The organism is Flavilitoribacter nigricans DSM 23189 = NBRC 102662, from assembly GCF_002646595.1.
Classification (GTDB): domain Bacteria; phylum Bacteroidota; class Bacteroidia; order Chitinophagales; family Saprospiraceae; genus Flavilitoribacter; species Flavilitoribacter nigricans.
This window is the reverse complement of sequence record NZ_PDUD01000002.1, coordinates 302,239-315,399: the sequence shown is the minus strand read 5'-3', so window position 1 is coordinate 315,399 and position 13,161 is coordinate 302,239. Positions and strand designations below refer to the sequence as shown.

Annotated in this window: 5 protein-coding genes; 4 read left to right on the top strand and 1 reads right to left on the bottom strand. The window is 53.1% G+C overall.

What is annotated here, in order from left to right:
- Nucleotides 1-80: 80 nt before the first annotated feature.
- Nucleotides 81-3,128, bottom strand: coding sequence for an aminotransferase class III-fold pyridoxal phosphate-dependent enzyme (locus tag CRP01_RS02920; RefSeq protein ID WP_099148492.1), 3,048 nt, complete (start codon nucleotides 3,126-3,128; stop codon nucleotides 81-83).
- Nucleotides 3,129-3,452: 324 nt separating this feature from the next.
- On the opposite strand from CRP01_RS02920, the gene CRP01_RS02910 reads away from it, so the two are divergent.
- From CRP01_RS02910 to CRP01_RS02895, 4 genes are all read left to right on the top strand, one after another.
- A complete protein-coding gene (locus tag CRP01_RS02910) occupies nucleotides 3,453-5,081 on the top strand; it encodes a tetratricopeptide repeat protein (protein ID WP_099148490.1) in 1,629 nt (542 codons plus the stop codon).
- Between the two features lie 552 nt (nucleotides 5,082-5,633).
- Nucleotides 5,634-8,009, top strand: coding sequence for an ATP-binding protein (locus CRP01_RS02905; protein ID WP_170110196.1), 2,376 nt, complete (start codon nucleotides 5,634-5,636; stop codon nucleotides 8,007-8,009).
- Entirely contained in the window at nucleotides 7,987-10,458 is a 2,472-nt protein-coding gene (locus tag CRP01_RS02900; protein ID WP_170110195.1) for an ATP-binding protein, read from the top strand. The genes CRP01_RS02905 and CRP01_RS02900 overlap by 23 nt, the downstream gene beginning before the upstream one ends.
- Before the next feature lie 33 nt (nucleotides 10,459-10,491).
- A complete protein-coding gene (locus CRP01_RS02895) occupies nucleotides 10,492-12,915 on the top strand; it encodes an ATP-binding protein (protein WP_143473239.1) in 2,424 nt (807 codons plus the stop codon).
- Nucleotides 12,916-13,161: the final 246 nt, after the last annotated feature.

The following is a 13,161-nucleotide window of genomic DNA, read 5'->3' as shown; positions in this document are numbered from 1 at the left end:
CTGCATATAGCTCTTATAGAAAGCCGGATGAAGGGGACCGCAAATGGTAGGCTTCCCGATTGAAAATAGCAGGAATTGCTTCAGGTGGTCAGGTAATCCTCCTGCAAGACCTGATCGAGCGTATCGATCAGAAAGTCTACCTCCCTCCGTCCGAAACAAATGGGCGGCTTAATTTTCAGCACATTGTGCAGGGGCCCATCGGTACTCATCAGGATGCCCAGTTGACGCATACGGTTGGCAATATAGGTCGTCTCGGCGGCAGCGGGGGTAAGGGTCTCCCGGTGCCGGACCAGCTCGATACCCTGAAAAAATCCCGGCCCGCGAACGTCGCCGATGATCTCGTAGCGGTTCTGAAGCTCCAGCAGTCCCTGGCGTAGATAAGCTCCGGTATTCAGGGCATTTTCCTGCAGGCCTTCCTCCCGGATCACCTGTAAAACGGCCCGCCCGATCGCACAGGATACGGGATTACCGCCGAAGGTGTTGAAATATTCCATCCCGTTGGCGAAAGCTTCGGCTACTTCCGGCCGGCAGACGACGGCTGCCAGCGGATGGCCGTTGCCCATGGGTTTTCCCATGGTGACAATATCGGGCACTACTCCCTGCAGTTCAAAACCCCAGAAATGAGAACCGACGCGACCAAAGCCGACCTGCACCTCATCGGCGATGCACAATCCGCCGGCCGCTCTCACCTTGCGGTAAGCTTCCCGCAGATATCCCGCCGGCAGTTCAATCTGCCCGCCGCAACTGAGAATACTTTCGCAGATGAAGCCGGCAACAGCCCGATCCGCCTGCCCGATCCGGTCAATAACTTCGTCCAGGTGAGCGGCGTATTTGGAACCCGCCTGGGGATCATTTCCCCGGTACAGACCGCGGTAAGTGTCCGGGATCGGTACGATCTGGGTATTCGGTGGTACGCCCTGGCCGCCCCGACCGTCAAATTTGTAGGAGCTTACGTCGATCACGGCTCCAGTATTGCCGTGGTAACCGACCTCGACGGCGATCATATCGGTATGTCCCCGCCAGGTGCGGGCCATGCGCAGGGCCAGTTCGTTCGCTTCACTTCCGGAATTGACGAAATGTACGACCGACAGTTCCGGAGGCATAGTGGCCAGCAATTCTTTGGCCAGTGCGGTGATGTTCTCGTGCAGATAGCGGGTATTGGTATTCAGGATACCCATCTGGCGCTGACCGGCCCGGACCACCCTTGGATGTTCGTGTCCTACGTGGGCAACATTGTTGACGGTATCCAGATACCGGCGGCCGTTGACATCGTAAAGATAAGGACCGAAACCCCGAACGATGTGGAGCGGCGCGTCGTAGGATATGCTCAGGCTTTTACCCAGGTGTACGTCCCGGGTGCGCCGGATCTCCCCGCTATCCGCCGCCGTTGTTGCAACGGGCAGGTCCCGGGGCTGGATCAGGGCGGGGTCCGGGCAAATGCTCATCCACACTTCCCGTTGCTCGGGAAAAGCTACGCCCGGAAAGTCGCCTTCCCATTCCAGGAGGTCCAGCATAATCTGAAAGTGCAGATGCGGCGGCCAGTTCCCGTTGACCGGATAATTCCCGATATGGGCGATGACCTGGCCGGCCTGTACTGCGTCCCCGATCTGCTTACCGTCGAGGGAATCGGCGCTGAGGTGTCCGTACAGGGTATAAAAGGTCAGATCTTCCCGGACCTCATGTTCCAGGATGATGGTAGGACCGTAGTCACAATCCCCCTGATTATCCTGAATACTGTGAATTTTTCCGGCTACCGGAGCCACCACGGGTAAACCGGCTTCGCCCCATACATCCAGTCCCAGGTGCACCGTGCGCCATTCCGGACCGTTGTTGCCGGCTACCTGGTAGGCATCAGTAGTGTAGAAAGGCCGTACTTCACCGTAACCGCCGATCCCCAGGTCCGCTTCGGCATCTTCGAGCATCCGTTGAATGGTCCGGTCGAAGCGATCGATCCGGTTAAAGCTCTCGTTATTGCCGAATTCAGAACTTCCCACGCGCAGGTCCAGGGCCGTAATTCGGTTATCAACCGGATCAACATCCAGCACAAAGGGCGCTTCATCGTAAGTAGCCGCCCACTCGCGGAAAATCGCTGCCCGGGGGCAGGCTTCCCAGCCGCAGGTCTGGCGGAAGGTGTAGTGCGCCAGAGCTGCGGGGATGGCGCTCCACTTTTGCAAAAGTTCCCAGGCCGGACGTTCGCTGATGAGCAGGTAGGTATTTTCCGGTTCCACATCTTTGTTGACGGCGGCATTGGTGACCGAAACGGCTAGGCGTCCACCGATCAGATAATACAGCAACTCGACTTCTTCCGGCTCCAGCGGCAGGCTGGCGTGGAACCCCGCTACCATGACGGCCGCGGCTTCCAGCGGATTGGGTTTGTCCATAATGCCGTAGGCAATGGCGATTGCCAGATCGTTCACCGTCTGGGTGTGGATGGCATCACCGAAATCGATAACGCCGTTGATCACCGGCCTCGAACCTACATATCTGACCAGTACATTGTAGTCGTTAGCATCATTGTGGATAATGCTGGTGCGGAGTTGGGGGAGCACCGGCGCTACTTTCCGGTGAAACGCATCGATGAAATATTCTACCAGGGCCCGTCGGTCCGTATCCCTGATCTTGTCCAGATGATCGCTTATCCAGGGCAGCCGGGCCAGGTCCCATTTGAAAAAGCGGTGACCGGCGGGATGGTCAAAACCCTGCAGCGCTTTACAGAGAGCGCCGGATGCTTCGCCCATCTGGTAGAGCAGGTCCAGCGATTTCGGATTGGTTTTGGCGAGTACTTTACCGGGCACCCATTGCACCATTCTCAGCACGCGCTCTTCGCCCTGTTCATCCTGTTCGAGGGTAAGCATCTGATCCTGATGGTTGGGAATGGGGTAGGGGAGTTCAATAGGCAGGGTATGCTGGATCAGCCACTGGAGCGCTTCCTGCTGGAAATCTACGGCTTCCTCATCGGCCTGCGGCCGGCTGACCTTAAAGGTAAAGGCTTTGTCATCTTCAGTTTCCACGTAGAAATTGAGATCAACCTCGCCGGGTAACGGCCTGATGGTCCGTACGGCCAGACTCCAGTGTTTTTCTATCCAGAGTTGAGCGTCTGCGGTGGTAATTTGGTAAGAAGTGGTCATTTGAGCTAGTAGTCGATGTGAATTGCTGAATTCCAGGGACAAAATAGTAATGTTTGCCGGTAAGCGCCAAAACAAGCGGGCGATTTATCCCCGCGGTTTTCGTCGGCAAACGGATACTTTAGGCAAACGGCCTTCCGCGCTGGAATTTTTCGTGAGCTTTGGTCTAACCGTGGATTATCTTATCTTTAATTCGGATTGGAAAAGCAGCGGAATTGCGGCAGTGACAACCGGCAGCGGGCAAAATCCGGCCTCCTGTAGCCGCAAATGATCCGGGGCTTCTGATTCCAAGGTCTACCTAATATTATCCGTTAAAATATCTAAGCCATGCAACTTCTCCGTACCCAAACTGCTTTTTTACTGCTCATTTCCCTGATCTGTTTCTCCTGCAAACAGGAAGCGCCCGATGCGACGGAAAACCACCTGGGGGAGATCCATTTCCAACCGAGTGGTAAGGACGAGGCCCAACCGCATTTTCAACGGGGACTGCTCCTGCTGCATAGCTTTGAATATGACGACGCCAAAAAGGCATTTCTCGAAGCCCAGGCTGCTGATCCGGATATGGCTATGGCCTTCTGGGGAGAAGCCATGACGTACAATCACCCGCTCTGGCGCCGGCAAAAGCTGGAAGATGGCCGGGCAGCCCTGCAAAAGCTGGCCGAAACTCCCGAAGCCCGGCAGGCCAAAACCGGCTCCGAACTGGAAGCGGATCTGATGGCTGCCGCCGATATCCTTTACGGAGAGGGAGAGAAAGTGGTGCGGGATTCGGCTTATGCCGGTCGTATGGAGGAACTTCACCGGAAATACCCCGGCAATCACGAAGTGGCGGCTTTTTACGCCTTATCGCTGCTGGGCGCCGTACCGGTCGGTCGGGATTACGAAGTATACGGCCAGGGAGCGCAGATCGCGAAAGGTATCCTGGAGGAAAATCCCAACCATCCCGGTGCATTGCACTATATGATCCATGCTTACGACGATCCGGAACATGCCGCCATGGCGATCAAAGCGGCCAATAGTTATTCCAAAGTAGCACCGGATGCCGCCCACGCGCTTCATATGCCTTCGCACATCTACGTAGCGATGGGGATGTGGGATGAAGTGGTCAGCGCCAATATCGCTTCCTACGGGGCCAGCGTCAAGCGCATGGAACGGCTGGGGCTCGACAATGACGCCCGCTCTTACCACGCTTTTTCCTGGTTGATGTACGGACATTTGCAAAAAGATCAGCTGGAAGCCGCCGGAGATATTTTGCGGAAAATGGTACAATACACCGAAGAACTACCTTCCGTGTCGGCCCGCTCCTATCTCATTTCCATGAAGGGAAACTATCTGGTGGAATCCGGCGACTGGAAAGGAGCATTCAAGGATATTCAGGTGGATGTTAGCGATCTGTCGATCGTCGATCAGGGCATTCAACAGGTGGTGGAAGGCATGAAAGCCTTTCGGCAGCAGGATAAAGAAAAACTGGAAGGGCTGATCAGGGAACTGGAAGATAAGCGCCAGGCAGCCTCCCTCCAGATCAGCGATCGCGGTACGCCACTGTGCTCGGCAGCTCCCACCGGCAATTACAAAGCCAACCAGCTGGACATCGATCAGGTCCGGGTAATGGAACTGCAATTGCGCAGTTTGTACGCCCGGCTGCTGGAGAAGCCGGAAATGGCCGAGCAACTGATCGCCGAAGCGGCCGATCTGGAGGCAACGCTGGACTATTCCTACGGACCCCCGGTGATCGTGATGCCGTCCTTTGAACTGTACGGAGAGTGGCTGCTGGAGCAGGAACGGCCGGAAGAGGCGATCGCCCAGTTTGATCGCAGCCTGGACCGCGGTCCCCGCCGGGTGCGGGCACTTCGGGGAAAATTATTGGCTGCAAAGCAACTTAGTGATGAAAAAACCGTTAACGAGATTAAGACTATACTCGAAGAAATTACCAACGGGACGGACGAAACATATCTCTAATTACCACAAACTGTACCGGAAAGAATAACAGGTATAAAGGAGCGTGCTAATCATGGTCGATAAAGCAATATATTGCCGGCCAGATTATTGTTTTTGCTACCTCCTGTTTTTTACCAGTGGCCGGTAGATAAACCACTTTAAGCAAACCCAACTGAGTTGTCTTTTAACCCGACATTCTACCGGTAAGCAGGATGATCGGGGGAATATGGGTTGCAAATTGCGGAATTTCGTACACTATGTGCTTTTGGCGATCAGCGCCGGACACCTGGTTTATTAACCGCTGGCGGACAACTTGTGAAATTAGAATTGGTTTAGTATCATTTTTTTTGCAACTTTGTAGTCAGTCGAACACACGCCTCACCAAGTACTATTTTTTGGATCACAATTCATAGCCTAACAAGCTTAGATAGAATTTAGGACAGCCCTATTTATTCTTTGTAATACTACATTTTTCTACAATTAGCTAAAGAACACACACTCAGCCATTTCATTGTTTAATTTGCTAAATGAATGGTTCGCGTCGTTACTATATTCACATTAGGAATATTGAGTTTGACCTTTGCACAAGGACAGACCAATGGCAGTTCTGTAGACATACAGAACGGAGAGGTCAGGCTCGCCACGGAAACGGCGTTGACGCAGATATCCAATCTGGACGGTACCTGGCAAGTCTACTGGGACACCCTCCTCGAACCACAGGATCTGCCGCTGCTGGACCCCGATCTGAAGGAATTGACCCCTTTCCCGCAGATCTGGAACCGTGTCCCGGGGAAGGAAGGTACCCCTCGCTCGGGATTCGGTTATGCAACCTACCGCCTACAGATACATCTGGATCGCCCGACGGATACCCTCCTAGCGCTTTTTATCCCCGATTTTTACTCCGCCTACGAAATGTGGATCAACGGGAAACCCTTCGCGCAGAACGGGCACACCGGCACCACCAAAAGTTCCATGCGGCCGTACTGGCGGCCCCAGGTGAGGAGTTTTGAAGTGGAAGGGCAGGAGATCGATATCCTGCTCCAGATCTCCAACTTTTACCATTATAAAGGTGGCGCTGCCGAATCCATTACCCTCGGTCCAAATAATCTGATGCAGGATGACTGGAATATGAATTTCAATTTCATCCATATCATTTTCGGATTGTTTTTGATGACCGGGTTTTTCCTGTTTACATTCTGGGCAACGGATCAGCGGGATAAAGGGATCCTGCTGTTCGGTATCTTCTGTATGATCCACAGCTATTATATTGTCGGCTCGGAAAACTATCCGATCCACAATCTGCTGCCGTGGATGCCTTTCGAGGTGGGCATTCGGCTGGAATACCTCTCCATCTTCGCGAGTGTCGGTTATTACTGGAAATTCACTCAATTGATCTATCCGAAATACGTCACCGAAAAACTAACCCGCTGGGTGGTGCGTATTTGTCTGGCTTACGGCCTTTTCACCTTACTTACCCCCATTCACTGGTTTACTTTTCTGTTCAATGGGTTCCACGTGCTGATGTTCTTCAGCATCGTTTTTGGCATCTATACCGCGATTGCCAATTGGCGTTCGGGGGATCGGTCTGCGGATTACGCTTCCCTGGCGTTCGGTTTTGTTTTCTTCATAATGGCTTATTCCTCGGGCGATCACCTTGGCCTCTGGCAAACCAATTCCTTGGTGCAGGTCGGACCCTACCTCGGCTTTTTACTTTTTCAGAGCCTGCATTTTGTGACCAAATTCGCAAAAGTGCACAAGGATACCACGGCCTCGGCCGAAGCCGCGAATAAGGCGAAATCCAATTTCCTGGCAACCATGAGCCACGAAATTCGTACACCCATGAACGGCGTGATCGGGATGGCCGATCTGCTGGCCAAAACCGAACTGGATCGAGAGCAAAAGCAGTACCTGAACGCCATTATGGTCAGCGGAAAGAACCTGGTGGCCATCGTTAATGACATCCTTGACCTCTCCAAGATCGAGGCGAATAAGATGAATCTGGAAAACCAGGTGTTCAGTCTGACCGATCTGCTGGACGAGGTGATGGGGCTGATGTGGGAAAGCATTTCCAAAAAGGATATTCGCCTGAATTGCCGGGTGGAAGAAAATGTCCGGGAATGGCTGGAAGGAGACCCCATCCGGGTGCGGCAGGTGCTGATCAATCTGTTGAGTAACGCAATTAAATTTACCGAAGAAGGAGAAGTCTGTCTGACGGTTGAAAAGATAAAAGAGAATCGGAATAAGGTCTGGCTACAGTTCTCTATCAGTGATACGGGGATCGGCATCTCCACGATGCAACTAGATCGGCTGTTTATGCCGTACACCCAGGGCGATGCCTCCACTACCCGCAAATACGGGGGAACCGGACTGGGACTGACGATCACCCAGCAGCTCATCGAATTGATGAAAGGGCACATCCAGGTGCAAAGTGAGTTGGGGCTGGGTTCTACCTTCCGGGCAACGCTGCCCTTCAAGCCCGTTGAAGCTCCCGGGCCGCAGAGCGAAACCAACCTGATCGAGAACGGCAAGGATCTGCTGCGTACCCGGAATATCCTGGTAGTGGAGGATCATCCCATCAACCAGGAGTTGATGAAGGCTATTTTGGCCAAACTCGGTTTCCAGGCTGATGTGGCGGAACAAGGACAGGAGGCTCTGGAATACCTGGAACGAAAAAGATATGACCTGATCTTTATGGATCTGCAAATGCCGGTAAAAGATGGGTATCAGACAACCAAGGAAATAATTGCTACCTATCCGGAACCGATAAGACCAGTTATTATTGCTATGACCGCCAACGCCCTGCGGGGGGAACGCGAGCGTTGTCTGGCCGCCGGAATGAATGCTTATATTACCAAACCCCTGGATATGCAAACCATCGAACAGGTCATCCGGCGGTGGTTGGGATATAGAGAGCAACTCTCTAAAAATGGGAAACAAAAGACGAGATAGAAAACGACTATTAATTGCAGGTTTCGGCCCCGGTAAAGCGATATTCGCTGCTGTCGGCTGCAAACCCTTAGCGTTCTTTTGTCTACTCTTCACCGCTTTTTCCCTTTCCGGCCAGTCCGTGGATATTCACCGGGGGCAGGCTACTTTTTCCACAGAAGATATTTTGGACGCGCCCCGGATGCTCAACGGGGAGTGGGAAGTTTACTGGGATACCCTGCTGTCGCCGCAGGAACTTTCGGGTTCCGCGCAGCTGCCGGCTCCCGAATACGTTAGTTTCCCGAAGGTCTGGAATAATATGGAGCGATTCCACCGGGCGCGGGTCTGTTTCGGGGTCGCTACCTACCGGCTTCGGGTCCGCCTGGATCAGCGGGCCGGATCCTACCTGGCGCTGATGGTCCCGGACTTTTATTCCGCCTATCAGCTCTGGGTCAACGGTGAACCGGTAGCGCACAACGGCCGGGTAGGCGCTACCCGCGCGGAAACCACTCCGCACTGGCTGCCGCAGGTACAGCCCTTCCGCACGCAGGGAACGGATCTGGATATCGTCCTGCAGATCGCGAATTTCCACCATTATAAAGGCGGACCGGCGGAGCCGGTCTGGCTGGGCAGTTATAATAAATTACAGAACCAGCTGGAAAACCGGTATTTCATCCTGTTCCTGATCATGGGGCTTTTCCTGATGACCGGATTTTCCCTATTGGCTTTTGTGCTGGCCGGATACCGGGAAAAAGGATTACTGGTATTCAGTCTGTTTTGCCTGGCCAACGCCTATTACACGGTGGGCTCGGAGCACTACCCGTTGCATCACCTGTTCATGGATTATCCTTTTCAGTGGGCCATCCGTATCGAATACCTGACCTTTTACTGGATCCTCGGGTTATACTGGCAGATCGGCCGGGCGATCTTTCCGGATCGCGTAAAACATTCGGCGGTACGCGCCATATTCTGGATCTGTACGGCTTTTAGCGTGTGGACCTTGGTGGGACCGATCTACGGATTTACCTATACCGTGCGGATCTTTCATCTGGTGACGGTATTTAGTCTGGTCTTCGGTGCCTGGGCTATCCTGAAAACTTCCCTTCGCCATCAGCCCGGTGTATTGTACGCCCGGATCGCTTATGCTTTTCTGTTCTTCACCAGTGTCTACACCTTGGGGGATAACTTCAACGTCTGGGTAGTCAATGCCTATGTGGAGATCATTGCCTATTTCGGCTTTCTGTTTTTCCAGGGTTTATATTTTGTAGCCCGTTTTGCGGCAAGCTACCGGGAAAAGGCCCTGGCGGCAGATGTGGCCAATCGCGCCAAATCCGTTTTCCTGGCTACCATGAGCCATGAGATCCGGACCCCGATGAACGGGGTGATCGGTATGGCTGATCTTCTGGCTAAGACGGATCTGAACTCGGAGCAGAAGCAATATCTGGGAGCCATTAAGCTCAGCGGCCAGAACCTGATGGCCATCGTGAGCGATGTATTGGACCTGTCCAAGATCGAAGCGGACAAAATGAACCTAGAAATGGCTCCGTTTTCCCTGCTGGAGCTATTGAAGGAACTGCGGACCCTGATGCACGAAAGTCTGCAAAAGAACGACATCAAATTTTACTTTCAACTGGATAACGATCTGCCCGATACCCTGGAAGGCGATGTGGGCCGGGTACGCCAGGTACTGCTCAATCTGATCAATAACGCAACTAAGTTTACGGAACGCGGTGAGATCCGGGTTTCGGTAAAGGTGGATAAAAAACAGGCAGATCGGACCTGGATCAGTTTTGAAATAAAAGATACCGGGATTGGTATGTCTGATCAGCAACTCGGCCGGTTATTTATTCCTTTCAATCAGGCGGCTCCCTCAACTTTCCGCAAGTACGGAGGCACGGGCCTGGGATTAGCAATTTCCCAGCGATTGATCCGCATGATGGGCGGGACCATCGAGGTGTCGAGCGAAGAGGGAGAGGGGACCGTGTTTACCGTTACCATTCCTTTCAAACTGTCCCGGGGGCAGATTGTCTCGGTCGATCAGGAATTTTTGTCTCCGCCGGCAGCACCCGAACCCGGCGTCCGGCAGCGTATCCTGGTGGTGGAGGATCACCCGATCAACCAGCAACTGATGCGGGCCATTCTCGAAAAAATGGGTTTCCAGGTGGAGATCGCCGAAAACGGAAAGCTTGCGCTGGAACTCCTGGAAAAGATAAAATATGACCTGATCTTTATGGATATCCAGATGCCGGTGATGGACGGTTACGAAACTACCCGCCAGATCCAGCTCCGGTTTCCGGAGGACGAGAGACCTGTGATAATCGCTATGACGGCCAATGCGATGCAGGGTGATAAGGAGCGTTCTCTGTCGATCGGTATGGATGCCTATATTACGAAGCCGTTACACTCGGATGTCGTTGAAAAAGAGATTATCAAATGGATCGGTCGCCCGAAAAAAGTAAAAAGTGAAACGTGAGCATTGGCCGGTATTCCGGTGAATTTAATAGCCATGTGTTGTATTTCGAATAAATTGTGGATCGCGCTATTCTGTCTGATCAGCATTCCTGCCTTTTCCCAGCAGCAAAAGGCGGAAAACGGACACATTAGCCTCAAGTTACAGCAGTTGCTGAAAACCGGACAGGATCTGGATGGCAACTGGCTGATCTATTGGGATACATTGCTCGACCCCGATGCCTTTCGGGAACCTAACCAATTGCCGGAAGCGGAAGCTATTAAATTTCCCAGCCTGTGGAACGGAAAAATGATCGCCGGTAAAAAGAGAACGGGCCGGGGCAAGGCTACTTACCGTCTAAAGATCAGTCTGGACCAGCAGCCGGATACGTTGCTGGGACTCTTCCTACCCGATTTTTTCACCGCTTATAAAGTCTGGGTCAACGGGCGGGAGGTCGCCGCCAACGGCCAGGTCGGTTGGGACCGGCGATCCAGTAAACCTCACTGGCTGCCCCAGGTGAAAAACATCACAACGAATGCCAGAGAGCTGGACCTCATTCTCCAGATCAGCAATTACCACCATCGCAAAGGAGGCGTGACGGAGTCCATCCGGATCGGAGCCAGTGAACGCCTGGCCGACGATCTGAACCGACGGTTCTTTTTTATTTTCCTGATCCTCGGACTTTTCCTGATGACGGGCTTTTTCCTCTTTGCCTTCTGGTTTGTGGGCAAGAAGGAAAAGGGCGTTCTCTTTTTTAGTCTTTTTTGCATCGTGCACAGCTACTATCTCGTGGGATCGGAGCACTATCCGCTCCACCACCTCTTTCCGAACCTGCCATTTGCCCTGACGGTGCGTTTGGAATACCTGTCGCTCTACTGGAGTTTGGGGTTATACTGGCTGATCGCTGGACTGTTATTTCCCAACGTGATCCGGCGACAGTGGATCCGGGCTACCCTGGTGCTCTGTACCCTATACAGTCTTTGGACCATATTCGGACCGGTATCCTTTTTCTCCAGCACGCTGAACGTTTTCCTGGCAATCATTTTTCTCAGCATGTGTTACGGAATGTGGCAATTCTTCCGAAGTTTTGAAAAGGAAAGGCCCGGGCTGGGATTTGGTCGTGTGGGATTTGCCTGTCTGTTCTTCATGGCCGTTTACAGCATAGGTGATAATATCAACCTTTGGCAGGTGAATACTTTTGTGGAATTCACTTCCTATCTGGGATTCCTGTTGGGGCAGAGTATGCAGTACGTGGCCCAGTTTGCCCAGGAACAGAAACGCACTGCGGATGAAGCTTCGGCGGCCAGTCAGGCCAAAACCGATTTTCTGGCGACTATGAGCCACGAGATCCGGACACCGATGAACGGCGTAGTCGGTATGGCGGACCTGCTTTCCAAAACGCCCCTCAATCCGGAGCAGACGGAATACCTTACCGCCATCAAATCGAGCGGCCAGAACCTGGTGGCCATTCTGAACGATATTCTGGATCTGTCCAAGATCGAAGCGGAAAAAATGCAGTTGGAAAGTCGCCTGTTCAATTTGCCGGATCTCATTCGCGAAGTGGTCGGGGTGTTGCGGGAATCTCTCCAGGAGAAGGATCTGGCCTTTCTGGAAAGGATCGATGAAGATGTTCCGCGCTATCTGAACGGAGACCCGATCCGCCTGCGCCAGATCCTGTTGAACCTGCTGAGTAATGCGATCAAATTTACCCAGAAAGGATCGGTGGGCCTGCACCTGTACCGGCACGGAGTGGGCGAGGGGAAAATACAACTGGGCATGGAAGTCCGCGACACTGGGATTGGAATGTCCGACCAGCAACTGACCCGGCTGTTCGAGCCCTTCACCCAGGCCGAAACCTCCACCTACCGGAAGTACGGGGGTACCGGATTGGGCCTGGCCATCATTCACCGCCTGATCCAGATCATGAACGGTAGTATAAACGTAGAGAGTGAATTGGGCGGAGGTTCGGTATTTACGGTGATCATTCCGTTTAGCTTACCGAATCCCCGGGAATCCGGCCTACCGCCGGAGCCACAGCGGGAGCCGGCAGTCAATGTCCCTACGGAAGCCCTGAGTGAACGCCTGCCGCTGAATATCCTGGTGGCTGAAGACCATCCGATCAATCAGCAACTGATGCGGGCCGTTCTCAGGCGATTGGGCTATCAGGCCAGTTTTGTGGACAATGGTCGCAAGGTGATCGAAGCCTTCGAAGCGCAGGATTTTGATCTGGTCTTTATGGATGTACAGATGCCGCTTATGAACGGACTGGAAGCCAGTAGTCTGCTTCGCGCCGGGGAGAACGGCAGTTCGCCTCCCACCACGATAATTGCCATGACGGCTAATGCGCTGGAGGGCGACCGGGAGAAATGCCTCGCCGCCGGTATGGATGATTATATCGCCAAACCCATTCAGGTGACCATGATCGAGGCCGTGATCCTCAAATGGGGTGCCCGCCGCTGGGTCGGAGGTAAAAAAGTTTAAGTACTCCCACCACCTAATCGACGCCAGGTTTGTCTAATCATTGCATTATTTCTAGCTTTGCGCGCCATTGGGAACGTATTTGCGTACCCGGTGGTTGTTGAACTAAATCAGTCATTCAGTAATCAGTGACCGGCAAGCAGTTTATTAATTAATTCAAGTTGCCATACTTGAATTGTAGAGCGTAGATGGTAAAGCGTAGAGAGACTGCAATCGTTAAAAGGAGAGATTTTGCTCCATTTTAACGAT

Excerpts from the sequence above, each read along its gene's own strand:
- CRP01_RS02920 (WP_099148492.1), bottom strand. The coding sequence starts at position 3,128 with ATGACCACTTCTTACCAAATTACCACCGCAGACGCTCAACTCTGGATA.
- CRP01_RS02910 (WP_099148490.1), top strand. The coding sequence starts at position 3,453 with ATGCAACTTCTCCGTACCCAAACTGCTTTTTTACTGCTCATTTCCCTG.
- CRP01_RS02900 (WP_170110195.1), top strand. The coding sequence starts at position 7,987 with ATGGGAAACAAAAGACGAGATAGAAAACGACTATTAATTGCAGGTTTC.
- CRP01_RS02895 (WP_143473239.1), top strand. The coding sequence starts at position 10,492 with ATGTGTTGTATTTCGAATAAATTGTGGATCGCGCTATTCTGTCTGATC.